This window comes from Marinobacter sp. Arc7-DN-1 (assembly GCF_003441595.1).
Classification (GTDB): Bacteria; Pseudomonadota; Gammaproteobacteria; order Pseudomonadales; family Oleiphilaceae; genus Marinobacter; species Marinobacter metalliresistant.
Genome location: NZ_CP031848.1, coordinates 3,538,826 through 3,563,980 on the forward strand (window position 1 = coordinate 3,538,826; position 25,155 = coordinate 3,563,980).

Annotated in this window: 22 protein-coding genes and 1 pseudogene; 18 read left to right on the forward strand and 5 right to left on the reverse strand. The window is 59.5% G+C overall.

Annotation, left to right across the window (positions count from 1 at the left end; all coding sequences use genetic code 11):
- The first annotated feature begins 10 nt into the window (after positions 1 to 10).
- The 9 genes from murD (at position 11) to lpxC (ending at position 10,522) form a co-directional block, all read left to right on the forward strand.
- Positions 11 to 1,351, forward strand: a complete 1,341-nt coding sequence (gene murD, locus D0851_RS16625) for a UDP-N-acetylmuramoyl-L-alanine--D-glutamate ligase (protein WP_117619625.1) — start codon at positions 11 to 13, stop codon at positions 1,349 to 1,351.
- A complete protein-coding gene (gene ftsW / locus D0851_RS16630) occupies positions 1,351 to 2,550 on the forward strand; it encodes a putative lipid II flippase FtsW (protein WP_117619626.1) in 1,200 nt (399 codons plus the stop codon). Before murD ends, ftsW begins: the two co-directional genes overlap by 1 nt.
- Positions 2,543 to 3,628 (forward strand): undecaprenyldiphospho-muramoylpentapeptide beta-N-acetylglucosaminyltransferase, encoded by a 1,086-nt coding sequence (gene murG / locus D0851_RS16635; protein ID WP_117619627.1) that lies wholly within the window; start codon positions 2,543 to 2,545, stop codon positions 3,626 to 3,628. The genes ftsW and murG overlap by 8 nt, the downstream gene beginning before the upstream one ends.
- Positions 3,621 to 5,066: a UDP-N-acetylmuramate--L-alanine ligase gene (gene murC / locus D0851_RS16640; RefSeq protein WP_117619628.1), complete on the forward strand. Its 1,446-nt coding sequence runs from the start codon at positions 3,621 to 3,623 to the stop codon at positions 5,064 to 5,066. The genes murG and murC overlap by 8 nt, the downstream gene beginning before the upstream one ends.
- Position 5,067: 1 nt before the next feature.
- Entirely contained in the window at positions 5,068 to 6,033 is a 966-nt protein-coding gene (locus D0851_RS16645; protein WP_205422351.1) for a D-alanine--D-alanine ligase, read from the forward strand.
- Entirely contained in the window at positions 6,026 to 6,865 is an 840-nt protein-coding gene (locus D0851_RS16650; protein WP_117619630.1) for a cell division protein FtsQ/DivIB, read from the forward strand. Before D0851_RS16645 ends, D0851_RS16650 begins: the two co-directional genes overlap by 8 nt.
- Positions 6,866 to 6,901: 36 nt before the next feature.
- A complete protein-coding gene (gene ftsA / locus D0851_RS16655; RefSeq protein ID WP_099619447.1) occupies positions 6,902 to 8,137 on the forward strand; it encodes a cell division protein FtsA in 1,236 nt (411 codons plus the stop codon).
- 96 nt (positions 8,138 to 8,233) lie between these two features.
- Positions 8,234 to 9,391 (forward strand): cell division protein FtsZ, encoded by a 1,158-nt coding sequence (ftsZ, locus tag D0851_RS16665; RefSeq protein WP_117619631.1) that lies wholly within the window; start codon positions 8,234 to 8,236, stop codon positions 9,389 to 9,391.
- Positions 9,392 to 9,604: 213 nt separating this feature from the next.
- A complete protein-coding gene (lpxC, locus tag D0851_RS16670; RefSeq protein WP_099619445.1) occupies positions 9,605 to 10,522 on the forward strand; it encodes a UDP-3-O-acyl-N-acetylglucosamine deacetylase in 918 nt (305 codons plus the stop codon).
- A gap of 11 nt (positions 10,523 to 10,533) precedes the next feature.
- On the opposite strand, the gene D0851_RS16675 is transcribed toward lpxC, so the two are convergent.
- Positions 10,534 to 10,980 (reverse strand): DciA family protein, encoded by a 447-nt coding sequence (locus D0851_RS16675; protein WP_117619632.1) that lies wholly within the window; start codon positions 10,978 to 10,980, stop codon positions 10,534 to 10,536.
- A gap of 215 nt (positions 10,981 to 11,195) precedes the next feature.
- On the opposite strand from D0851_RS16675, the gene D0851_RS16680 reads away from it, so the two are divergent.
- The 6 genes from D0851_RS16680 to ribA all read left to right on the forward strand — a co-directional run bounded on the left by D0851_RS16680 (position 11,196) and on the right by ribA (position 18,715).
- A complete protein-coding gene (locus D0851_RS16680) occupies positions 11,196 to 12,149 on the forward strand; it encodes a M23 family metallopeptidase (protein WP_117619633.1) in 954 nt (317 codons plus the stop codon).
- A gap of 185 nt (positions 12,150 to 12,334) precedes the next feature.
- Positions 12,335 to 15,076, forward strand: coding sequence for a preprotein translocase subunit SecA (gene secA, locus D0851_RS16685; protein ID WP_117619634.1), 2,742 nt, complete (start codon positions 12,335 to 12,337; stop codon positions 15,074 to 15,076).
- A 126-nt stretch (positions 15,077 to 15,202) separates the two neighbouring features.
- Positions 15,203 to 16,420 (forward strand): bifunctional glutamate N-acetyltransferase/amino-acid acetyltransferase ArgJ, encoded by a 1,218-nt coding sequence (gene argJ, locus D0851_RS16690; RefSeq protein ID WP_117619635.1) that lies wholly within the window; start codon positions 15,203 to 15,205, stop codon positions 16,418 to 16,420.
- Positions 16,421 to 16,422: 2 nt separating this feature from the next.
- The gene (locus D0851_RS16695) at positions 16,423 to 17,394 is read left to right on the forward strand and encodes a Nudix family hydrolase (RefSeq protein WP_117619636.1); all 972 of its coding nucleotides are present in this window, start codon (positions 16,423 to 16,425) and stop codon (positions 17,392 to 17,394) included.
- Between the two features lie 89 nt (positions 17,395 to 17,483).
- Positions 17,484 to 17,990 (forward strand): cyclic pyranopterin monophosphate synthase MoaC, encoded by a 507-nt coding sequence (gene moaC, locus D0851_RS16700; RefSeq protein WP_117620442.1) that lies wholly within the window; start codon positions 17,484 to 17,486, stop codon positions 17,988 to 17,990.
- A 110-nt stretch (positions 17,991 to 18,100) separates the two neighbouring features.
- Positions 18,101 to 18,715, forward strand: a complete 615-nt coding sequence (gene ribA / locus D0851_RS16705) for a GTP cyclohydrolase II (RefSeq protein ID WP_117619637.1) — start codon at positions 18,101 to 18,103, stop codon at positions 18,713 to 18,715.
- 62 nt (positions 18,716 to 18,777) lie between these two features.
- Here the strand turns inward: ribA and dxs are convergent, their stop codons facing one another.
- The 4 genes from dxs to D0851_RS16725 form a co-directional block, all read right to left on the reverse strand.
- Entirely contained in the window at positions 18,778 to 20,709 is a 1,932-nt protein-coding gene (dxs, locus tag D0851_RS16710) for a 1-deoxy-D-xylulose-5-phosphate synthase (RefSeq protein WP_117619638.1), read from the reverse strand.
- A gap of 133 nt (positions 20,710 to 20,842) precedes the next feature.
- Positions 20,843 to 21,739 (reverse strand): polyprenyl synthetase family protein, encoded by an 897-nt coding sequence (locus D0851_RS16715; protein WP_117619639.1) that lies wholly within the window; start codon positions 21,737 to 21,739, stop codon positions 20,843 to 20,845.
- Entirely contained in the window at positions 21,739 to 21,993 is a 255-nt protein-coding gene (locus D0851_RS16720; RefSeq protein WP_117619640.1) for an exodeoxyribonuclease VII small subunit, read from the reverse strand. The genes D0851_RS16715 and D0851_RS16720 overlap by 1 nt, the downstream gene beginning before the upstream one ends.
- A 55-nt stretch (positions 21,994 to 22,048) precedes the next feature.
- Complete coding sequence (locus tag D0851_RS16725) at positions 22,049 to 22,822, reverse strand: NRDE family protein (RefSeq protein WP_117619641.1); 774 nt, start codon at positions 22,820 to 22,822, stop codon at positions 22,049 to 22,051.
- Positions 22,823 to 22,910: 88 nt separating this feature from the next.
- Between D0851_RS16725 and D0851_RS16730 the strand changes: the two genes are divergently transcribed.
- The 3 genes and pseudogenes from D0851_RS16730 to thyA all read left to right on the forward strand — a co-directional run.
- Positions 22,911 to 23,708 (forward strand): sulfite exporter TauE/SafE family protein, encoded by a 798-nt coding sequence (locus tag D0851_RS16730; RefSeq protein ID WP_117619642.1) that lies wholly within the window; start codon positions 22,911 to 22,913, stop codon positions 23,706 to 23,708.
- Between the two features lie 11 nt (positions 23,709 to 23,719).
- Complete coding sequence (gene lgt / locus D0851_RS16735) at positions 23,720 to 24,508, forward strand: prolipoprotein diacylglyceryl transferase (RefSeq protein WP_117619643.1); 789 nt, start codon at positions 23,720 to 23,722, stop codon at positions 24,506 to 24,508.
- Positions 24,505 to 25,059: pseudogene (gene thyA / locus D0851_RS16740) on the forward strand (thymidylate synthase); the annotation flags it as partial. The gene lgt and the pseudogene thyA, both read left to right, overlap by 4 nt.
- Positions 25,060 to 25,155: the final 96 nt, after the last annotated feature.

Genomic DNA, 25,155 nt, shown 5'->3' on the forward strand with positions numbered 1-25,155 from the left:
CGCTGCTGCTATGAGTGTCATTGTTTCGGATCGCCGCACACTGGTCGTAGGGCTCGGTAAAACCGGGCTCTCCTGCGTGCGCTATCTGTCTGAACAAGGGCGGGACATAGCGGTTGCAGACACCCGCACGGCGCCTCCCGGTCTGGATGAGCTCAGAGCAGGCTGGCCGGATACTCCGGTGCATCTCGGGCCTTTCGACCGCGACCTGTTTGCAGGTTTCAACGAATTGGTGGTGAGCCCGGGCATCAGTATTGCGGAGCCAGCGATCGCGGGTGCTGCGAAGCAGGGCGCACGCATCCGGGGCGACATTGACCTGTTCGCCGAGGCGGCGGATGCCCCCATCGTTGCAATCACCGGCTCCAACGGCAAAACCACGGTGACCACCCTGTTGGGTGAAATGGCCAGAGCGGCCGGTCGCAAGGTGGCCGTGGGGGGCAATATCGGTACTCCGGCCCTGAACCTGTTAAACCAGGGCGCAGACCTGTACGTGCTCGAGTTGTCCAGTTTCCAGCTGGAGACCACGGAAGAGCTGAACGCCCTTGCGGCCACGGTACTGAACGTCAGTGACGATCACATGGACCGCTACCCGGACAGGATGGCCTATTTCCAGGCCAAACAGCGGATTTACCGGGGCTGCAGGAATGCCATTGTCAATCTGGACGATGCCCTCAGTACACCGATGGCGCGGGACAACCTCAGGTTCCTGTGTTTTGGTTTTCACAGGGTAAACCCGGAAACCTTTAGTACCCGGGATGACGACCAGGGCACCTGGATTACTTTTGGTTTCGACAACCTGATCCTCGCCAGTGAACTCAGGCTGCTCGGGCGCCACAATATCAGCAATGTCATGGCGGCCCTGGCACTGGGACACGCTACGGGACTGCCGATGGACGTGATGCTGAAGGTGGCCCGGGAGTTTCCGGGCCTGCCGCACAGGTGCGAATTTGTTCGCCGGTTTAACAGCGTGGATTTCATAAACGATTCCAAGGGCACGAATGTCGGTGCAACGGTGGCGGCCATCGAGAGCCTGGCTCCAGAGAATGGCAAGGTTGTGCTGATTGCCGGCGGTGATGGAAAGGGCGCCGATTTCACCGCGCTGGAGGCACCCATTGCCCTGCACTGCCGGGCGGTGGTGCTGATCGGTCGCGATGCCCCGGCCATTGCTGATGTTCTTGGCAGTGGTGTTCCGGTTTATCAGTCGGAGAGTCTGGCAGACGCGGTCTCCAGGTCTGCGGAACTGGCGTACCCGGGGGACCGGGTGTTGCTGTCCCCGGCCTGTGCCAGCTTTGATATGTTCCGCGATTACCTGGACCGTGGTGATCAGTTCCGTTCACTGGTGGAGGGCCTGTGATGAACGCAGATCTTTCATTGCCAGACCGGAACCAGTGGCTTGGAGAAATCCAGCCGCTGGCCATGCTGGTGATCAGTTCCGTGGCGCTGATGGTCGTAGGGGTTGTGATGATTTCGTCAGCATCCATGGATATGGCCGCTGAAACCCTGGGTAACAGCTATCACTACGTGATTCGCCAACTGATGTTTGCCGGCCTTGGTTTTCTTGCGGCACTGGTGGCCGTCAATGTGCCTGTGGCCTGGTGGGAACGCAGTGGCTGGTTGCTTCTGGGTATCGGTCTTCTGGTGCTCGTTCTGGTCCTTACACCCCTCGGACGAACCGTGAACGGCTCGACCCGATGGATTCCTTTTGGCCTGTTTAATGTCCAGGTATCGGAAGTGGCCAAGCTATGCCTGATAGCGTACCTGGCCGGCTACGTTGTCCGGCGCCGTGAGGAGTTGCTCAATACCTGGGCCGGCTTCCTGAAACCCTTGGTGGTTCTGGGGCTCGCATCGGTTCTTCTGGTTATTCAGCCAGACTTTGGTGCCACGGTGGTGCTGGTCACGGCCGCGGCGGGAATGATCTTCCTGAGCGGTGTGCGGCTGAGTCGGTTTGTGCCGTTGATCGGCACGTTGGTGGTGTTGGGTGCCATTCTCATCGTCACCCAGCCGTACCGCCTGAAGCGGGTCGTCAGTTATCTCGACCCCTGGAAAGACCAGTTCGACAGCGGCTACCAGCTGACCCAGTCGCTGATTGCCTTTGGTCGTGGAGACTGGGGCGGTGTCGGCCTGGGCAATTCCATCCAGAAGCTGTTTTACCTGCCAGAGGCTCATACCGATTTCATCTTCGCGATTATTGCCGAGGAGTTCGGGCTCCTGGGTTCGCTGCTTGTGCTCAGTCTGTTCACACTGCTGGTGATTACCGGCTTCGTGATCGCCCGCCGGGCCGAGAATGCGGGCATGCCTTTTGCCGCCTGCTTTGCTTACGGCCTGACTTTGCTGGTTGGCCTGCAGGCCGGTATCAACATGGCGGTCAGTACCGGTCTGCTGCCCACCAAGGGACTGACCCTGCCGCTGGTCAGCTATGGCGGCTCCAGCCTGATAATCACCTGCGTCAGCATCGGCATTCTGGCCAGGGTTGAAATGGAGCGTCTCGATCAGGAAAAGCTGGCCCGTGAAAAGGCCGGTCCGAAAAAGCGGGGGGGTGCGGTTTATGACTGACCAGCGCCGCTTTCTGATGATGGCTGGCGGTACCGGTGGGCATGTTTTCCCGGCTCTGGCCACGGCACGTGCCCTTGAAGCCCGCGGTCACCAGGTCTACTGGCTTGGCGCCAGCGGCGGTATGGAGCAGAGGCTGATCGGTGAGACCGATATTCCGCTTTCGCTGATTCATATTTCCGGTTTGCGGGGTAAGGGCAGACTTGCGCTGGTGCTCGCACCGTTCCGCCTGATGCGGGCTCTCGGTGAGGCATTCACCGTCCTGCGCCAGATTCGTCCGGATTGTGTGGTCGGCATGGGCGGTTTTGTCACCGGGCCCGGTGGTGTGGCCGCCTGGCTGACCCGGACCCCGCTGGTGATACACGAACAGAATGCCATTGCGGGAATGACCAACCGGATTCTGGTGAGGTTTGCGGAAACCGTGCTCGAAGCCTTCCCCGGAAGCTTTGGACCGAAAGTCGTCACCCGGTGCACCGGCAATCCGGTCCGGGAGGATCTGGCGACGTTACCCGCACCAGAGCAGCGGTTGGCGGGCCGGGAGGGTCCTCTCAGGTTGCTGGTGATTGGCGGCAGTCTTGGTGCCCAGGTGTTCAACCAGCAGTTGCCGGAGGCACTGGCCCTGCTGCCAGAAACACAACGACCGGTTGTTCGCCACCAGTGTGGTGAACGCCATGCTGAGGTTGCCCGGGCGGCTTATGAAAAACACGGGGTTGAGGCGAGCGTCGAACCGTTTATCAAGGACATGGCAGATGCCTACCAATGGGCCGATCTGGTTCTGTGCCGCTCCGGCGCGCTGACCGTCTCCGAGCTCTGTGCCGCGGGCATCGGCGCTGTGTTGGTGCCGTTTCCCCATGCAGTGGACGATCACCAGACCAAAAACGGTGAGCAAATGGTGGCCGAGAAGGCCGCCATATTGATCCCGCAATCAAAGATGACCCCGGTCGTACTGGCAGAAACCCTGGGTGATTTATCCCGGGACCGCAGCCGGGTAACCGATATGGCGAAGGCTGCCAGAACATTGGCCCGCCCTGATGCAACGGAGAGAGTCGTGAATTACTGTCTGGAGGCCGCTAATGGCTGATGCAAACAATCCGCCCCTGGTCTATCAGGTGCCTGAAATGCGCCGGATCCGCCACATCCATTTCGTGGGTATTGGTGGTGCCGGTATGAGTGGCATAGCCGAGGTGCTCAAAAACCAGGGGTATGACGTCTCCGGCTCGGATCTGAAAGAAGGCCCGGTTACCGGTCGCCTGAAAGCCATGGGCGTCGAGGTTCAGATCGGTCATAGGGAAGAAAACAGTGCCAGCGCAGATGTCGTGGTGGTTTCGTCTGCTGTGGCTTCTGACAATCCGGAAGTCACAGCCGCCCGCAACCGGCGTGTTCCTATTGTGCCCAGGGCCGAAATGCTGGCTGAGATCATGCGTTACCGGCACGGGATCGCTGTGGCTGGTACCCATGGTAAAACCACCACAACCAGTCTGATCGCATCGGTTCTGGGTGAGGCCGGGCTGGATCCGACTTTCGTGATCGGCGGCAAGCTGAACAGTGCCGGCACCAATGCCCAGCTCGGTGGGTCCCGCTATCTGGTGGCGGAGGCTGACGAAAGCGATGCGTCGTTCCTGCATCTGACACCGGTCATTTCGGTGGTTACCAACATCGAAGCGGACCACATGGATACCTATGGCGGCGATGTTGAAAAGCTGAAGCAGACCTTCGTCGATTTCCTTCATAACCTGCCGTTTTATGGCGTGGCGGTGATGTGCGTAGACGACGCTTATGTCCAGGAAATCATTCCCCGGATATCGAGGGCGATCATTACCTATGGCATCGACAACCCGGAGGCGGATTACCGGGCCGAGAACATCACCTCCGATGGCTTGCGGACCCACTTTGTGGTGAAGCGCCCGGCCGGCCGGAGCGATCTGACGGTGGAACTGAAAATGCCCGGTCGTCACAACGTGGCGAACGCGCTGGCGGCGATTGCCGTGGCGACCGATGAAGGTGTCGCGGATGAGGCGATTGGCCGTGGTCTGGCCGGATTTGCCGGTGTCGGACGCCGGTTCCAGGTGTACGGCGACTACAAGACGCCCAAAGGCACAATCACTCTGGTGGATGATTATGGTCACCACCCCACTGAGGTTGAGGCGGTTATCCGTGCCGCCCACGATGCCTGGCCGGATCGACGTCTGGTGATGGTGTACCAGCCGCACCGATATAGCAGGACCCGTGATCTTTACGAAGATTTCGTCCGCGTGTTGTCGGAGGTGGACAGTTTGCTGCTGATGGATGTCTATTCTGCCGGCGAGCCTGCGATCCCGGGGGCTGATGGCCGCGCCCTGTGCCGCAGCATTCGCCAGAGAGGGCAGGTAGAGCCGGTGTTCGTTGAGGATAACCGGGAGATTGAATCCCTGCTGGCCAATGTGCTGCAGGATGGCGACCTGTTGATAACCCAGGGCGCCGGGGATATTGGTGGAGTGGCTTCGCGGTTGGCGGCCGCGGGAGTGATCACAGGTGAGTGAGATGCATCATGCGGAACCACAGGCCTATCAGGCCGACCCCGACCTCGTGCGGGCTCTCGGACGCGTGGCCGTTTTTATGGGCGGTGATTCCGCAGAGCGGGAGGTATCCCTGAAAAGCGGAAAGGCGGTACTGGCGGCACTGGTGTCGGCCGGCGTGGATGCCTACGCAGTGGATGTCCGGGGCTGCCTGTTGAGAACCGTGGACAGCCCGGAGTTTGACCGGGTGTTCATTGCCCTGCATGGCCGTGGCGGTGAGGACGGTACGCTTCAGGCCATCCTGTCTCAGGCGGGTATTCCCTACACCGGTAGCGAAATGCTGGCCTCGGCCCTGGCCATGGACAAGTTGAGAACCAAGTACGTGTTCGAGGGCTGCGGTCTGCCGACTCCGAAATTCCGGACCATGTCCGATGTTGCCCAGGCCGACCAGATCATTGGCGAATTGCGGGCTCCGTTGAGTGTGAAGCCTTCCCGGGAAGGTTCCAGCATCGGTATCCGTAAGGTTTACACCGCAGCCGAGCTGGCCGAAGCCTACGAAGCGGCTGCGGCGCTGGACAGTCTGGTATTGGTGGAAGAGTGGATTGAAGGGCCGGAGTTTACTGTCAGTCTGCTGCAGGACCAGGCGCTTCCGGCGATCGGGCTGAGCACGGACCACGTGTTCTACGACTACGACGCCAAGTACCTGGCGGACGACACCCGCTACCGGATTCCCTGCGGTCTGGCACCTGAGGATGAAGTGCGGCTTCAGCACCTGGCACTGGATGCGTTCCGGGTTGTCGGCTGCCGGACCTGGGGCCGGGTTGACATCATGCAGGACAGCGACGGCAAGTTCTGGCTGCTGGAAGTCAATACCGTGCCGGGAATGACTGATCACAGTCTCGTACCTATGGCGGCCAAGGCGGCGGGCATCAGCTTTGAAGAGCTGGTGGTAAGGATTCTCAGGGACACACTGGAGGTCGCCGATGCTTGAGACACTGCTGATCCGGAGCCGGGCTACACCGTCCGAGCCCCCGCGGCGCCGGGGGGCAACCTCCCTCGGGACTGAGCGGGACCGGTTTGGCGTGTTGAGAGGTGTTCTGGCAGCGGTGCCCTGGCTTCAGGTGGGTATGGGCGCGGTGATTGTTCTGCTTGCCGCTCTGGTGCCCTGGGGAACCGGCAAGGTATTGGGCGCCATGGATCAGCAGATCCTGGCGGTGGATGTGAAAGGGGATTTTATCGGCGATAGCCGGATTGCAATCGAGCGTGCGGCCGGCAACTGGATTGGCAAGAGCTATTTCGCCACGGATCTGTCCGACATCAAGGCCAGCCTGGAGCGTCGGCCCTGGGTTGAATCCGCTGCCGTGCAGCGGGTCTGGCCAGATCGCCTGGTGATTGATATCCGGGAAAAGAAGCCGTTGGCCTACTGGACCGACGGGCGCCTGGTAAGCCGGACCGGTGAACTGTTTGCGCCATCCAACCCGGAAGTGGCGGGCAGGTTACCCCGGCTGGCGGGACCGGATGAACGGGTGCGTGATGTGATCGACATGGCGCGGACCATGAGCGAAAAGCTGGTTGCCCGGGGACTGGGTTTTGCGGGTTTGTCCCTGGAACATCGGGGCGCCTGGACCCTGCAGCTGGCCAACGGCATCGAAGTGGTGCTTGGTCGGGATCAGGTGAAACAGCGATTTGAACGGTTTATCACGGTTTATGAAAACCGGCTGGCGGCACGGTCGGACGAAGTCAGTCGGGTGGATGCCCGTTACACCAATGGTGTGGCGGTCAAGTGGAAGGCTGCTGTGGCAGCTTCCGGCCCAAAATCATAGCAACGGTTAATACAGACCTACGGTTTGGTGGAACACATGTCATCGGTTGAAACGGAAAACATGATTGTCGGCCTCGACATCGGAACTTCGAAAGTGGTTGCGATTGTCGGCAAGCGCAAGATGGACGGCACCATCGAAGTGGTGGGCATTGGCTCGCATCCTTCCAGGGGCCTCAAGCGCGGGGTGGTGGTAAACATTGAAACCACTGTCCAGGCGATTCAGCGCGCCGTGGAAGAGGCAGAGTTGATGGCAGGGTGTCGCATTCATTCGGTATACGCAGGTATCGCCGGTAGCCACATCAAGAGCCTGAACTCCCACGGGATTGTTGCCATCCGTGACCGGGAAGTCACCCAGGCCGATATCGACCGGGTAATTGATGCCGCCCAGGCGGTTGCGATTCCGGCAGATCAGAAGATCCTGCACATTCTGCCCCAGGAATTTGTGATTGACAGTCAGGAAGGCATCAAGGAGCCGATGGGCATGTCCGGTGTGCGGCTGGAGGCGAAGGTTCATCTGGTGACCTGCGCGGTTAACGCCGCCCAGAATATCGAGAAATGCGTGAAGCGCTGTGGCCTTGAGGTGGATGACATCATCCTGGAGCAGCTGGCGTCCAGTCACGCCATTCTCACCGAAGATGAAAAGGAACTGGGCGTCTGTGTGGTGGACATCGGTGGCGGAACCACCGACATCGCCGTGTTCACCGGTGGTGCGATTCGTCATACCGCGGTGATCCCGATCGCCGGCGATCAGGTGACCAACGATATCGCCATGGCACTGCGGACACCGACCCAGAATGCCGAAGAAATCAAGATCAAGTATGCCTGCGCGCTGACCCAACTGGCCGGCGCCGATGAAACCATCAAGGTGCCCAGCGTCGGGGATCGCGCTCCGCGGGATCTCTCGCGGCAGGCTCTGGCCGAGGTCGTGGAGCCCCGTTACGAGGAGCTGTTCACACTGGTGCAGTCCGAATTGCGCCGGTCCGGGTTCGAGGACCTGATTCCGGCGGGCATCGTGATTACCGGCGGTTCTTCCACCATGGAAGGCGTGGTGGAGCTGGCCGAAGAGATCTTCCACATGCCGGTAAGGCTGGCCTGTCCGCAGGCAGTCTCCGGCATGACGGAAGTGGTCAACAATCCGATCTACGCCACCGGCGTGGGGTTGTTGATTCATGGTTTCCGCCAGATGGATCTGGGGCGGACGCCGGTGCTCAAGGGTGAAGATGCACCCTCGCTGTTTGAGCGCATGAAAGCCTGGTTCACCGGTCATTTCTGACGGCGCCGGGTGGCAGTACACGAAGGTATCTCGAAAACACAATCTCGAACAAACAGTCCGGAACAGGGCTGAAAACAGCACGAAGGAGTAGGGGAAATGTTTGAACTCGTCGATAATGTCCAGCAGAACGCTGTCATTAAAGTCGTCGGTGTTGGCGGAGGTGGCGGCAATGCCGTGCGCCACATGCTCAACAGCGACATCGAAGGTGTCGAATTTATCTGCGCCAATACCGATGCGCAGGCGCTGACCGACATGGACGCTCGCCAGATCATCCAGTTGGGGGGCAACATCACCAAAGGTCTGGGTGCCGGCGCCAATCCTGAGGTGGGCCGTCAATCCGCCCTGGAAGACAGGGATCGCATTGCCGAGGCGATCAAGGGCGCTGATATGGTGTTCATCACCGCTGGCATGGGCGGTGGTACCGGCACCGGTGCAGCGCCGATTGTGGCGGAAGTGGCCCGTGAACTTGGCATCCTTACCGTTGCCGTGGTTACCAAGCCATTCCTGTTCGAGGGTGGCAAGCGCATGAGCGTTGCCGAATCCGGCCTGAAGGAACTTGAGGAGAGCGTCGACTCCCTGATCACCATCCCCAACGAAAAGCTGCTGGCGGTGATGGGCAAGAAAACCAGCCTGTTGGATGCGTTTGCCGCGGCAAATGATGTGCTGCTGGGCGCTGTTCAGGGGATCGCGGATCTGATCACCCGCAACGGTATGATCAACGTTGACTTTGCCGACGTAAAAACGGTCATGTCCGAAATGGGTATGGCAATGATGGGTACGGCCCGGGCCACCGGCGAAAACCGCGCACGGGAAGCTGCCGAAGCGGCCATCCGCAGCCCGCTGCTGGAAGACATCAACCTGCAGGGCGCCAAGGGTATCCTGGTAAACATTACCGCCGGTATGGACCTGAATCTGGGCGAATTCTCCGAGGTTGGCGACATCGTGCGTGAGTTTGCTTCTGACTCGGCTACTGTCGTAGTGGGTACCGTCATTGATCCGGAAATGACCGACGAACTGAAAGTGACCGTCGTTGCGACCGGGCTTGGCGGCGACCGCGAGAAGCCGGCCAAGGTTGTGGACAATACCCGCACCCTGGATGGGAAAACCGATTACAACCAGTTGGACCGCCCCGCCGTTCTGCGCCGTCGGGCCGTTTCCCATGGAAATGTGGCCATTGACCAGAGCAAAGAGAGCGCGGAACAGGGCGTTGACTATCTCGATATTCCCGCATTCCTTCGCCGGCAGGCGGACTGATAGTCTGTTGGAATTGTGATCCGGTTCCGGTCTGCGTGCGAAAAAAACGGAACCTCGAAGCCGGTAAATACGTGCGCTGAGTGCCTTGGGCCGGCGCCCGATGAACGTTTGGCGGGGACTGATTGGTTAAATGGTATTCAGTCTTATTTTCTGGTATTCTCCGGGCAGAATTTTGCCTAGAATATCGCCTTTTTGTGACGGAATTATGTACCGATGATCAAACAACGGACACTCAAAAACACCATCCGTGCCACCGGTGTTGGCTTGCACTCGGGTGAGAAAGTATATCTGACCCTGAAGCCTGCCCCGGTGGATTCAGGCATCATCTTCCGCCGTTCTGATCTGGACCCGATGGTCGAGATCCGTGCCTGTGCGGAAAATGTGGGTGAGACCATGCTGTCCACGACGCTGGTAAAAGACGGTGTCCGTGTGGCGACTGTCGAGCATCTGCTCTCCGCCATGGCTGGTCTCGGTATTGATAACTGCTTTGTGGAGCTCAGTGCTGCAGAAGTGCCGATCATGGACGGCTCTGCCGGTCCCTTCGTGTTTCTGCTGCAATCTGCCGGTATTGCCGAGCAGGAGGCTGCCAAGCGCTTTATCCGCATCAAGCGTGAAGTGACCATTGAAGAGGGCGACAAGAAAGCTACCTTCCTGCCGTTCGAAGGCTTCAAGGTAAGTTTCGGGATCGATTTCGATCACCCGGTCTTCAAGGGTCGTGCCCAGACTGCCACGGTCGACTTCTCGAGCACGTCCTTCGTGAAGGAAGTCAGCCGCGCACGGACCTTTGGTTTCATGCGCGACATCGAGAAGCTGCGTGCCATGAACCTGGCGCTCGGTGGCAGCGTGGATAACGCCATTGTGGTTGACGACTACAAGATTCTGAACGAAGACGGTCTTCGCTATGATGACGAGTTCGTCAAGCACAAGGTGCTGGACGCAATTGGCGACCTGTACCTGCTGGGCAACAGCCTGATTGGTGAGTTCCGCGGCGTAAAGTCCGGTCACGATCTGAACAACAAGTTGCTGCGTAAGCTCCGGGCTGAGGAAGATGCATGGGAAGTGGTTACGTTTGACGACGAAGCCACTGCGCCGATTTCCTACATGAAGCCCGCGCTGGCAGCCCAGGCTTAAAGCAGGACGCTTTAATCCCGGACGTGGCTTGCGAGTTTTTCGAGAACCTCGCGTAGTGCTTTATCCTTCGTGTGCCCGGCCTCCTCTTTGAGGAGCCGGGCATTTTCCTTACTTAAGGGTGCCTTTTTAAACGCGGGCTTCTCCCGGAACCTTGGCGGCGCGACTTTAACCTTCAGTTTCCAGACAAACCGGAACAGCTCGTTCTCTCGCAGTTTTTCCATGATTTCGTGCTGGCGGAAGCGAATCTGGCTGGCCTTGCCGGCGGTCTCCGCAGAAAGAACCAGTTCACCTTCCTTGCAGCTTATAAAGCGTGTGCCCTTGACCAGGTCTCCCGGAACGGCGGCCAGAACATGCTCCTCGGCCTGACGGTGAAGTTCCGCCCGTGCCACAAGATCCTTGAGTACCGGGGTCTTGCCGAGCTTGTCGAAGGTCATTTTTTGCTCACTTTTTCGTTTCATGGGCGCGTTTTTACTCGACGGCTCTGATTACGATTGGTTACACTTCGGCACGGTTTATGCGTAGTGCCTGTATTACACTCGTTTTACATTGTGGTAAATGAGTATGTCTACCGGGCGCTGCAATTTTTTCAGTATGTAGCTGTTGCCAGAGGATGGCAGGCCCACTCGGAATTTTTCCGGGGCGCAACGCTACAGGATGCGGTTGCGGCTCAACGATGAAACCAGAAGATGATATGAATATTATTCTTGTTGGCAAACACCACGGAAAGTCCCGTGTGTTGGCGATCAACGGTACTCTTGCCGTCGGCCTGCTCTTTTCGGTGCTCTCAATGCTCGTGGTCGCCGGCTGGGCCGGCTATGAGGTGGCCGTCCAGCGAGCTGAGGCGAGAGAACCTAGTAACTCGGAGCTGGTGGCAGGCTGGCAGCAAAGGTTGGCACAACAGAAGGCGGAGCTGGCTGGAATCGAGGAAAATGTCCAGCAGCAGGTGGACGCGCTGACACTTCGCCTGGGTGAAATTCAGGGGCGCCTGTTGCGACTGGATGCCCTGGGGCAACGGTTCGTGGAGTCCGGCCTGGTCGCGAGCGACGAATTCGATTTCGATCAGCCGGCTGCGGTAGGTGGTCCGGAAGATGGGGTGTCCGGCGATTCTTTCTCTGCGCCCGAGCTCACTCGCATGATCGAGGAAATGGAGCGGCGGATTGAAGACCGGGAGCAGCAGCTGCGTCTGCTGGATCAGGTGGCTTCCCGGCAGAAGCTCGAAGATGAGCTCTACCTTGAGGGCCGACCTATCACGTGGGGCTGGCTGTCCTCACGCTATGGTTACCGCTCTGATCCTTTCACCGGCAAACGTACATGGCATGCCGGGGTTGATCTTGCCGGCAAGGACGGCAGCAACATTATTTCGGTTGCCGGTGGCGTCGTGACCTATGCCGGCGAGCGCTACGGCTATGGCAATCTGGTTGAAATTGACCATGGCGACGGTCTTGTTTCCCGGTACGCTCACTGCAAAACCGTCAAGGTTCAGGTGGGTGATGTTGTTCAGAAAGGCCAGGTTGTGGCTCTGATGGGCAGTACCGGGCGCTCCACTGGCCCGCATGTCCATTTTGAAGTACTCCGGAACGGAAAGTCAGAGAATCCGGAAACTTACATCAAACGTGCGAGCCGTTAGTCATTTCCTGGCTCGCCGTTAGCTTTTGATTCTCCTCCGCCATTCGGTGGTCAGCCAGGTTTATATCCCGGAATCCGGTGTTTCGCCGCAGCCTTATTTTGCTCGTGTGCACCCTGTCTTTTGTCCTGTTACAAAATAAGGTTAGAATGCCGGCTTCCTCCGTTTAATCAAAGAAGCAGTGGTCTATGTTCACAAAGCTTGCAACCAAGATGTTCGGCAGTAAAAACGCCAGAGAAATCAAGAGAATGCGCAAACCGGTCTTGCGTATCAATGAGCTTGAAGAGCAATATGGCAATCTGTCTGACTCCGAGTTGCAAGGCAAGACAGCGGAGTTCCGCCGGCGGATCGATGAAGGCGAATCCCTGGATGCCCTGTTGCCGGAAGCGTTTGCGACGGTAAGGGAGGCTGGCCGCCGGGTTATGGGCATGCGTCATTACGACGTTCAGCTGATCGGTGCGATCACCCTGCACGAAGGCCGAATCGCGGAAATGAAAACCGGTGAAGGCAAGACCCTGGTTGCGACCGCTTCGGTCTATCTTAATGCGCTGTCTGGTAAGGGTGTGCATGTCGTTACAGTGAACGATTACCTGGCCCGTCGTGATGCCGACTGGATGGGTAAGATCTATCGCTTTCTCGGAATGCAGGTAGGGGTAGTGGCTTCCGGTCAGCCGCCTGAAGAGAAGCGGGCTGCCTACCAGGCGGACATAACCTACGGCACCAATAACGAATTCGGCTTCGACTATCTGCGCGACAATATGGCTTTCAGCACCGAAGACAAGGTTCAGAGAGGGCTGAACTACGCCATCGTGGACGAAGTGGATTCGATTCTTATCGATGAGGCCCGTACACCGCTGATCATTTCCGGTGCCGCTGAGGACAGCTCGAAGCTTTACCTGGCTATTAACGAGCTGATTCCCAGTCTCGAAGAAGGAGAGGTCAGCGAGGAGGAAGGTGAGCCTAGTGGCGATTTCACGATTGACGAAAAGTCCCGCCAGGTTGAGCTTACCGAATCCGGTCACGAGAAGGTTGAGGAGTTGTTACTAAGTCGCGGCCTGCTGAAAGAGGGTGAGAGCCTTTATTCCGCTGCCAATCTCAGCCTGCTGCATCATGTTCACTCGGCGCTGCGTGCCCATCGCCTGTTCCAGAAAGATGTGGATTACATTGTCCAGGGTGACCAGGTGGTCATCGTAGATGAGCATACCGGCCGCACCATGCCGGGCCGCCGCTGGAGTGAAGGCCTGCATCAGGCGGTTGAGGCAAAAGAAGGTGTCAGGATCCAGGCTGAGAGCCAGACTCTGGCGTCTACCACTTTCCAGAACTATTTCCGGCTTTACGACAAACTGGCGGGCATGACCGGTACGGCCGATACCGAAGCGTTCGAATTCCGCCAGATATACGGCCTGGATGTGGTGGTCATTCCGCCCAATAAACCCATCCAGCGGATTGATTACAACGATCTGGTGTATCTCACCCAGGAAGAAAAGTTCCACGCGATTATCGACGAGATCAAGGATGTCACCGCCGAGGGCCGCCCGATTCTGGTGGGCACGGCGTCCATCGAAGCGTCCGAACTGCTTTCAATGCTGCTCAAGAAGGCGCAGATCGAGCACAAGATTCTGAACGCCAAGCAGCATGAATCCGAAGCCCACATCATTGCTCAGGCGGGGCGTCCGGGCGCCGTTACCATCGCCACCAACATGGCTGGTCGTGGCACGGACATCGTGCTGGGCGGTAATTGGGAACACGAAGTGACTGCCATGGACAACCCTTCCGAAGAAGAGGTTGCCCGGATCAAGGCGGAGTGGACGGAGCGCCATAACCAGGTTCTTGAAGCCGGCGGCCTGCACATCGTCGGTACCGAGCGTCACGAGTCCCGCCGGATTGATAACCAGCTGCGAGGCCGTGCCGGTCGTCAGGGCGATCCCGGTTCTTCCCGCTTCTTCCTGTCCCTGGAAGACAACCTCATGCGTATCTTCGCGCCTGACCGGGTCAAAAGCCTGATGCAGGCCATGGGCATGAAAAAGGGTGAGGCCATTGAGCACCGGATGGTCACCAACGCCATCGAGAAGTCCCAGCGCAAGGTGGAAGGGCGCAACTTCGACATGCGTAAGACGCTGCTGGAATACGATGACGTCGCAAACGACCAGCGTACGGTTATCTACGAGCAGCGCAACGAAGTCATGTCCTCCGACGACATCTCGGACATGGTCAGGACCATCCGGGAAGACGTGGTCGACTCGCTGATCAGCGAATACATCCCGCCCCAGAGCATGCCGGAGCAATGGGATGTGGCGGGGCTGGAATCCCAGCTTCAGTCCGAGATGGCGATCGATCTGCCGGTTCAGAAGTGGCTGGAAGAAGACAGCAAACTGTACGAAGAGAACCTGCGTCAGAAAATTCTGGACGAGATCGTCGCTGCGTATGAAGCCAAGGAAGAGATTGCCGGCTCCGAGGCCATGCGCAAGTTCGAGAAGCAGGTCTTCCTGCAGGTGCTCGATACCCTGTGGAAGGAACATCTTTCCAACATGGACCACCTGCGCCGCGGTATCCATTTACGGGGCTACGCCCAGAAGAACCCCAAGCAGGAATACAAGCGCGAGGCGTTCAACCTGTTTGAAGCCATGCTCGATACCATGAAGCGGGATGTGACCCGTGTGCTCTGCCATGTGCGCGTTCAGAGCCGGGAAGAAATGGAAGAAGTAGAGCGCCGTCGCAAACAGGAGCTGGAGCAGGAATTGGCCCGCGCCCGCCTGCGCCATGATGAGACCAGTGCCACCGCACAGAGCCAGGGTGAGGGCGACGCGGAAGATGCCCGGCAGTCGACGCCCGACACCTTCGTGCGTCAGGAGCGCAAGATAGGTCGAAATGAGCCCTGCCCCTGCGGGTCCGGTAAGAAATACAAGCAGTGTCATGGCAAGGTCAGCTGATTCAGTAAGCTGATCGGGAATCCGGAACCCGCAATCTGCCAGCAAGAACTGGCGGGCTGCGGGTTTTTTCGTTTTGAGTTGGCCGTATGGTCCCTCGTGCAGGTTTAGATATTAAGGAGTAACAGAATGGCGGTAGGTCCGGGAACCTTACCTGAGTTTTATCCGGTGGCCGGAGTCCGGCTTGGCATTGCCAGTGCCGGTATCAAGAAGCCGGGGCGAAAGGATGTGGTTCTGTTTGAGCTGGCCCCGGAAAGCCGGGTTGCCGGGATCTTCACCAGGAATCAGTTCTGTGCCGCACCCGTCACGCTGAGCCGCAGGCACCTGACAGAGGCATCGCCCCGGTACCTGCTGATCAATACCGGTAATGCCAATGCTGGCACGGGGGCGCGGGGCATGCAGGATGCGAAGGCCTGTTGCCAGGCTCTGGCAGCTCAGGCCGGCGTCAGTGAGGCCGAGATCCTGCCTTTTTCCACGGGGGTCATTGGTGAGCCGCTGCCGGTTCAGAAGATTGTCGGTGCGCTTCCCGAAGCCCTGGCGACTGCAGCTGAAGACCGCTGGGCCGAAGCTGCCAGCGGTATTATGACGACCGACACCCGACCCAAGGGCGCGTCCTGCCAGGTGGAGCTGGATGGCTACACTGTGTCCATTTCCGGGATCAGCAAGGGAGCAGGCATGATTCGCCCCAATATGGCAACGATGCTTGGCTTTATTGCCACCGATGCCCGAATTGCGCCGGAGCTTCTGCAGACTCTCGCCTCCGAACTGGGAGAGATGTCCTTCAACCGCATTACCATCGATGGCGACACCTCCACCAACGACGCCTGCATGCTGATTGCCAGTGGCCAGTGCGGTGGCCCGGAAATTACCGGATCCAGCCCATCGCTGGCGAAGCTCAGGGAGGCCCTTGAGACTGTGTATCTGGAGCTGGCACATGCCATCGTCCGTGACGGCGAAGGTGCTACCAAATTCGTCACAATTGACGTCATTGGGGCGGCCAGTCAGCAGGAAGCGCTGGGTGTGGCCTATACCGTTGCCCATTCCCCGCTGGTGAAAACCGCCCTGTTTGCCTCAGACCCTAACTGGGGGCGGATTCTGGCGGCGGTGGGGCGCGCTGGTGTTGAAGGGCTGGATCTTAATGCCCTGGAAATTTACCTCGGGGATGTCTGTCTGGTGCGCAATGGCGGTCGGGCAGAGGATTACTCGGAAGCCCGGGGCCAGGCGGTGATGGACCGGGAAGAGATCACCATTGCCATTGATCTCAAGCGAGGTGAAGTGCGGGAAACCGTCTGGACCTGCGACTTCTCCCACGATTATGTCACGATCAACGCCGAGTACCGTACCTGAACATGACATCAGCGAAACCCCTGGTGAAAGAAATCCATGTCGCCGTGGCGGTTATTGTCCGCAATGGCCAGGTGCTCATTGCCCGCCGGCCAGACCATGTGCATCAGGGGGGCTTGCTTGAGTTCCCTGGTGGCAAGGTGGAGCCGGGTGAAAGTGTTCAGGCGGCACTGGTGCGCGAGATTGCCGAGGAAACCGGCCTCAGAGTGCCTGAGGCCTCTCTGGAGCCGGTCATTGGTATTCGCCATGACTATGGTGATAAGCAAGTTTTCCTCGATGTGTGGGCGACCAGAGCCGCTGAAGGCGAACCTGAGGGCCGTGAGGGCCAGCCAGTAGAATGGCTTGGCCCCGATCGGCTTCGGGATCAGGATTTCCCGGCTGCCAACCGGCCTATTATCCGGGCATTGCGGTTGCCCCGGCAGTTGGCGATTACCGGAACAGCCGCCAGTGCTGATCAGGCCATCGAGCGTCTTCGGTCAGGATTGGCTGATGTCCCGCAGTCGCTGGTGGTGCTCCGTGCTCCGGCCATGACCGGGCCGGATTATCGTCAGCTTGCGGCAGCGGCGGTGCCGGTGTGTGAAGCGGCCAGCACCGGTCTGATCGTGCACGGCGCCCCCGGGTTCTTTGATGGCACGCCTGGTGCCCGTGGTCTGCATCTGCCATGGCGTGAAGCGATCAAACAAGTGGAGAGGCCGGTTCCGGCGGATGCGTGGCTGGGTGTTTCCTGCCATGATGCGATGGAGATTGACCATGCTGTCGCCATTGGCGCGGACTACGTCACGCTCGGGCCTGTCAAGCCAACCCGAAGCCATCCAGGACAGCTGGCCATGGGCTGGGAAGCGTTCGGAGCCCTGGTCTCCGGGGCGCCGCTTCCCGTTTATGGGCTGGGAGGGCTCGGCCTTGCGGACCTGTCCGAGGCCCGGCAACGGGGTGGTCAGGGGATCGCCGGTATCCGCTTCTGGTGGCCGGAAAACTGACCATTATCAGCGGCGGCCATTGTGATCTCTGTTATGCTGTCAGCCCCCGTATTTTTTATTATCTGGCACAACCGGTTCCGGGAGATTCTGTGAGTAAACTGACGCATCTTGACGACAAGGGCGAAGCCCGAATGGTGGATGTGACCGACAAGGCCGCCACCGAACGGGAGGCTCGCGCCGAAGCAACCATTCGAATGGCGCCGGAGACCCTGAACATGATTGTGGATGGGGAGCACCCCAAGGGGGATGTCCTGGCCGTGGCCCGTATTGCCGGGATCATGGCTGCAAAGAAAACTCACGATCTGATTCCCCTGTGTCACGCCCTCAATCTTACCTCGGTCAAGGTAGAGCTGACGCCTGGTGAAGATGGTGCTTCGGTACACATTCTTACCCGCTGCAAGCTGTCCGGCCAGACCGGTGTCGAGATGGAAGCGCTGACCGCCGCAAGCGTTGCAGCATTGACTCTTTACGACATGTGCAAGGCTGTCGACCGGGGCATGGAAATCGCTTCTGTCCGCCTGCTGGAGAAGAAAGGTGGCCGGAGTGGTCACTGGGTGGCCGACAAGTCCTGGTCTGGCCAGTCGTCGAACTCGTAAGTGTTCGCTGCTGAGCACATGCCAGAGGCGCTGCAGTGCAGGGACTACGCCAAGCAGGCGGGCCCGTGATAGAATGCGCGGCCCCAATGACTGAACCACGAGGAACCACTGTGGCTGTTCGTTACATCCAGACCTGCCGGTTGCCGACCCCGTTCGGGGTGTTTGATATGCATGGCTTCGAAGAACCGGACACCGGAAAGGAGCATGTTGCCCTGACCCTGGGCGAACTGGACAGTGACGAACCCATGCTTGCCCGCACTCACTCCGAGTGTCTTACCGGTGATGCCCTCTACAGCATGCGTTGCGACTGTGGCTACCAGCTTGAGGAGGCTCTGCGCAATATTGCCCGTGAAGGTCGCGGAATCCTGATGTATCTGCGCCAGGAGGGCCGGGGGATCGGGCTTTTGAACAAGATCCGTGCCTATCACCTGCAGGATCAGGGCGCGGATACGGTGGAGGCCAATGAGCGCCTGGGGTTCGCCGCCGATCTGCGTGATTACAGCATGTGCAAGGACATGCTGGAGCATCTGGGCATCACAAGCCTGCGCCTGATGACCAACAATCCACGCAAGGTGAAGGCTCTTTCGTCTTACGGTATCGTTATTGCTGAACGGGTGCCTCTGCACGTTGGCCGTAACCCTCACAACGAGCATTACCTCAACACCAAGCAGAGCAAGCTTGGGCACTGGTTGGAAACACACCAGGACGACGACCCCGAGGCGTGAACCGGAACCAAAAAGCCCGCGACAGTCGGCGGGCTTTTTGCGTTTCAGGAGCCAGGGTTTGTTTATTTGACGACTTTCAGATTCTGGTGCCGAAGGGTTTCCATTCGCGCGGCAATTGATGCTTCGATGCCTCCCGCATCCAGGCCACAATCCGTCAGCAGCTCCCCATGCTTGCCGTGGTCCATGAACGTGTCCGGCAGCCCAAGCTGGAGCACGGGCATGGATACCTGACGGCTGTTCAGGAATTCGGTGACCGCGCTGCCGGCACCACCGGCAACGGCGTTCTCTTCCAGAGTCACCAGCAGCTGGTGCTGCTCTGCAAGCTCAAGCACCAGTTCTTCATCAAGGGGTTTCACGAATCGCATATCCGCCACCGTCGCTCCCAGTACTTCGGCCGCTTCCAGTGCCGGTGCCAGCAGGGTACCGAAGTTGAGGATGGCGAGCCCCTTGCCTGCGCGCACTCTCCGGCCCTTACCGATCTCCAGTGGCGTAAGCTCCTGCTGGATCTCTGCCCCAGGCCCGGTTCCCCTCGGGTATCGAACCGAAGCAGGGCCCTCGTATAACATGCCGGTCTGCAGCATCTGACGGGTTTCGTTCTCATCGGACGGTGTCATGACCACCATATTCGGTATGCAGCGCAGGTAGCTGATATCGAAGGCCCCGGCGTGTGTGGGGCCGTCCTCGCCCACCAGGCCGGCGCGATCGATGGCAAGCAGCACATCCAGATTCTGGATGGCGACATCATGGATCAACTGGTCGTAGGCACGCTGCAGGAAGGTGGAGTAGATGGCAACCACCGGCTTTGCGCCATCACAGGCCAGGCCGGCTGCGAGGGTGACGGCGTGCTGTTCGGCAATCGCAACATCGAAATAGCGATCCGGGAACCGCTGTGAAAAGGCCAGCAGGTCGGAGCCTTCGCACATGGCAGGCGTTATGCCAACCACTCGCTCATCCTGCTCAGCGGAGTCACACAGCCACTGGCCAAAGACATTGGCGTACTTGGGCTTCGCGGGCTTTGGTTTCACCGGCTCGGGCTTGCTCGGCGGCACCGGCTCGATCTTGTTGATGGCGTGATAACCTATCGGGTCCGCCTCTGCCGGAGCAAAACCTTTGCCTTTGGTCGTCACCACATGCAGAAACTGCGGGCCTTCCAGCTCGCGGATGTTCTCGAGGGTCTCGACCAGCAGGGGCAGGTCATGGCCATCAATGGGGCCGATGTAGTTGAATCCCAGCTCCTCAAACAGGGTGCCCGGGGCAATCATGCCCTTGAAATGCTCTTCCGTCTTTTTCGCGAGGGCCATCAGGTGCGGGGCGCCCTGAAGGACTTTCTTGCTGCTGTCGCGAACCTGGTTGTAGGTGGGGCTGGACAGCAGCTTGGCAAAGTAGTTGGACAGCCCCCCGACGTTGCGGGAAATCGACATGTCATTGTCGTTCAGTATCACCAGCATGTCGGCGTGCAGGTGGCCGGCATGGTTCAGGGCCTCGAAGGCCATGCCAGCGGTCATGGCGCCGTCGCCAATGACTGCGATACTTTTACGGCCGGTGCGTTGCAGGCGAGCGGCAATGGCCATGCCAAGCGCGGCACTGATGGACGTGCTGGAGTGGCCCACGCCGAAGGTGTCGTATTCGCTTTCGGCCCTTTTCGGAAAGCCGGCAAGTCCGTCTTTGCGCCGGATGCTGGCCATGGCGTCACGCCGGCCGGTCAGAATTTTATGGGGGTAGGCCTGGTGGCCAACATCCCAGACCAGGCGGTCGATCGGAGTATTGAAAACATAGTGAAGGGCTACGGTAAGCTCGAGCACACCAAGACCGGCCCCGAAATGGCCGCCGGTCTGGCCCACTGACCACAACAGAAACGCCCTGAGTTCCCGGGCCAGCTGGGGCAGCTGTTCCGGGGCCAGCTCGCGCAACTGGGCCGGTGCATCAGTCCGGTCCAGCAGCGGAGTGTTGGGCCGCTGTGACGGGATTTCCTTGAAAATATAAGTGTCCTGCATCTGCTCGGGTCTTTTCCGGTACGTTCAGTAACTGACGGGCATTATAAGGGAACAGGGGACGCTGTTTCACACAAACCGGGCCAGTTGTTACGAAAATATTTACGGTCAGTGTGCGCCTTCGGGGCGCCGGGGTTCAATGGGTTCTTGCCACCACGTAATCGGCCATTGCCCGCAGCGGGTCCGCTTCGGGGCCGAACGCCCGAAGGCTTTGGTGGGCGTCCTCAAGCAAGGCCGCCAGATGCTCCCGGGCACCGGCCACTCCGAGCAGGGCGGGGTAGGTGGGTTTGGCCCGGGCGGCGTCAGAGCCCTGGGGTTTGCCAATAACCCGGGTGTCCCCTTCGATGTCCAGCAGGTCGTCCTGGACCTGGAAAGCCAGACCAAGGGCCTTGGCATAGCGGGTCAGCGACGCCAGTGCCTGCTCGCTGACCGAAGGCGCAGTGATGGCGCCAATCCGGACGCTGGCTTCGATCAGTGCCCCGGTTTTGTGCCGGTGCATGGTCTCCAGTTGGGCCAGAGTCAGGGTTTTACCAACGGATTCAAGATCGATCGCCTGGCCGCCGACCATACCCCTGTGGCCGCTGGCGCCCGCCAGTTCCCGCACCATGGCCAGGCGCGCGGACTCGGAGAGCCCGGGGGCCTCTGCCAGCCAGCCAAACGCCAGCGCCTGGAGGGCATCCCCGGCCAGAATGGCAGTCGCTTCATCAAAGGCGATGTGGGTGGTGGGGCGCCCGCGCCGGAGCTCGTCGTTATCCATGGCGGGGAGGTCATCATGGATCAGTGAATAGGCGTGGATCAGTTCCACGGCACAGGCGGGAATCAGGGCCTGGTCACCGGGCTGGCCCAGAGCCTTTGCCGCGGCCAGGCACAGGGCGGGCCGGATTCGTTTGCCGCCGCCCAGTACGCTGTAACGCATGGCTTCGTGCAGCCGACCGGATGCGGACTTCTGTTCCAGGCAGCGGTCGAGTGCCGCGTCAACGCGGGCCCGGCAGGTTTCGAGAAAGTCCGCTGCGAGTTGGTTCGGTCCGGACATCAGTCAGCATCATCCGGAGAGAAGGGGTGGGTTTCAAGGCTGCCGTCGCTGTTCTGAACCAGCTGCTCGACGCGCTGCTCCGCGCTCTTAAGGGCCTGCTGGCATTCACGGGTCAGTCTGACGCCGCGCTCGAACGCCGTCAGGGATTGCTCAAGGGACAGCTCTCCCTGCTCCAGATCGCGAACCAGCTTTTCCAGTTCATCAAGGGATTTTTCGAAATCGGCTATGGATGTGGCGCCTTGTTCACCGGCCATCAGGGGCCCTCCGATCAGGTGTCAGAATTTTGCGGAGTATACCAGAGCTTGCTTGCTATCGCTGCCAGTGGAAGTGACGGCGTTCACCGGTTTCGGCATCAGGCCCCCAGCTCTGTTCGGTCACATGGATGTCACCGGTGCCGGAGACACTGACCACAGTAGTCGCCCGGGTGCCGTAGTCTGAGCCGGCGATAAAGGGGGACGAGAGGAAGCGTTCGGTATCAATCCCCACCCCGGTGTCGGGTAATAGCCGGTCCGGGGCCGGCGTGGTGTCCTGAAGCAGCGCAACCAACACGCCGTGCAGTTTGCCGGCATCGTTACCGGCGGCGGCAACGGCATCGCCAACGGCCTGGCGCAGCCGGACCAGCTTGGGCCAGGGAGTCTGCAGAAGATGGTTGCTCAGGCCGTAAACGCCCCGGTGGATGTGCCGGCCGGGATGAGCGTCCCGGTTGCTGAAATACCAGCCGTCCCGGGGCGTCAGGTGAACGAGGTTGAAGCCGGAAAAATGATCGGCATTACGATGCAGGTAGCCTTCAAGGTGCCGCCTGGAATCGTTGAGCGCCCGCAGGGGAAGTTCGCCCCGGCTGATACGGCCGGTTTCCGGTGTACCTTCGCGTACGTTGGTGACAGCGCTGACGTCCCCTTCGGCAGAGACCGCAAGCCAGGTTCCGCCGGACTGAAGATCCCGGCCGGCGAGCACCCGGGTGCCTGTGTCGGTTGTCCACCAGTCCATGGCGGCCGTGGGGCGACGAAAGAATTCATCCCGGTTGGCCGCGACAACCAGCGGAAAATGAGGGTTCTGGCCAAGGGCAAAGGCAATCAGGCACATGGTGGAGAACGGGCTCCCGGAGTTAATGAAGTTGACTCTTGCGCTGTGTATCATACCAGCCTTGGTTTTCCCGGGTGCGTGACAAACTATGACGCTGATCTTCGAAATAGCATCGTATCTGGCCCTCGGCGCCCTCGCAGGCACCGTTGCTGGCCTGTTTGGTATCGGCGGTGGGCTGATTATCGTGCCGGTGCTTATTTTCAGTTTCGGTCTCCGGGGGATCAGCCCGGAGATTGTTCCTCACTTGGCGGTGGGTACGTCGCTGGCAACCATCGTGTTCACGTCGGCCAGTTCCATCCGTTCCCACCACCGGCATGGCGCTGTGCGCTGGGATCTGTTCCGGCCCATGACCATGGGGATTATTGCCGGAGCCCTGATCGGTGCCTGGACAGCGTCGTTGATGAGTGGCCCGGCCCTTGAACTGGTTATTGGCGTTTTTGTCATCCTCGTTGGCCTCAAGATGTTTTTTCAGGTGGACCCCAAACCTGGCCGGGATGTTCCGGGTATCGCGGGGTTGGGGGTTGCCGGCGGAGGCATCGGCTGGGCCTCGGCCATCTTCGGGATTGGCGGGGGCACGCTCACCGTACCCTACCTGAGCTGGAGCAATGTACGCATGCAACAGGCTGTGGGTACATCGGCCGCTTGCGGCCTGCCGATTGCCATCGCCGGTGCACTTGGCAACATCTGGACCGGCTGGCAGAATCCAGCTCTGCCGGAACTGAGTGTCGGTTTCATCTATCTGCCTGCGCTGACCGGTATTATCCTCACCAGCGTTTTCTTTGCCCGGATAGGTGCCAACCTGGCCCATCGGCTGAACCCCCGGGTTCTCAAGCGTATTTTTTCCATCATGCTTTTGCTGGTGGGTCTCCGTTTTCTCCTGAGCTGAGAGGTTAATCGATGCTGCAACATCCCCAGATTGATCCGGTGGCCATTGCCATTGGCCCCCTCAAGATCCACTGGTACGGCCTGACCTATCTGGTGGGCTTTGTCGCCGGCTGGTGGCTTGGCAAGATCCGCACACGCAAACCCTGGTCTCCCATCAACGAAGAACAGATGGGCGATCTGCTGTTCTACCTGGCGCTGGGGGTCATTCTCGGGGGCCGTGTGGGTTATGTGCTGTTCTACAATTTTGATGCCTTTCTGGCAGATCCGCTCTGGCTTCTGCGGGTCTGGGAAGGCGGTATGTCCTTCCACGGTGGCTTGCTGGGCGTGATATTCGCCATGTGGTGGTACGGGCGCAAAGTAGAGTGTGGTTTCTGGCGCATGGCCGATTTCGTTGCACCGCTGGTGCCGGTAGGGCTTGGCGCCGGCCGGATTGGTAACTTCATTAACGGGGAGTTGTGGGGCAAACCCACGGACGTTGCCTGGGGCATGGTGTTCCGTACCGCGCCGGATTCCCTGGCCCGTCATCCCTCCCAGCTCTACCAGTTTGCCCTGGAAGGCGTCGCCCTGTTCGTCATCCTGTGGTGGTTCTCCTCCAGGCAAAGGCCCAGAATGGCCGTCTCCGGCCTGTTCCTGATCGGCTACGGCGTGTTCCGCTTTATGGTGGAATTCGTGCGCCAGCCGGACCCGCAGCTGGGCTACCTGGCCTTTGACTGGCTCACCATGGGGCAGGTGCTTTCCTTCCCGATGATTGTTGTGGGTGCAGCCCTGATGTTTATTGCCTACCGGAAACAAGCCGAATGAAAGCCTACCTCGACCTGATGCAAGACGTTGTCGATAACGGATTCGACAAGGGTGACCGTACCGGCGTTGGTACCCGCTCGGTATTCGGCCGCCAGATCCGGTTCAACCTGCAGGATGGCTTTCCTCTGGTAACCACCAAGAAAGTCCATCTGCGCAGCATCATCTACGAACTGCTCTGGTTCCTCCGCGGCTCCACCGACAACACCTGGCTGAAAGAACGCAAGGTATCCATCTGGAATGAATGGGCACTGGCGAATGGAGACCTCGGCCCCATCTACGGCAAACAGTGGCGCAGCTGGCAGTGCCCGAACGGGGAGGTGGTGGACCAGATCAGCGAGGTCATCGGGCAGATCCGCACCAAGCCCAATTCCCGCCGCCTGATCGTCTCCGCCTGGAACCCGGCGCAACTGCCGGACGAATCCATCGGCCCTCAGGACAACGTCCGCCAGGGCCGCATGGCGCTGGCTCCCTGCCACTGCCTGTTCCAGTTCTACGTGGCCGACGGCAGGCTCTCCTGCCAGCTCTACCAGCGTAGCGCGGACCTGTTCCTTTTAGACGAACAAGAAAAAGATGCACAATATATGGTAGCTGCGTAACGCTCACCAAATCTTACTCCTGTTTATTTCCGACAATTGAAATTTGCACAA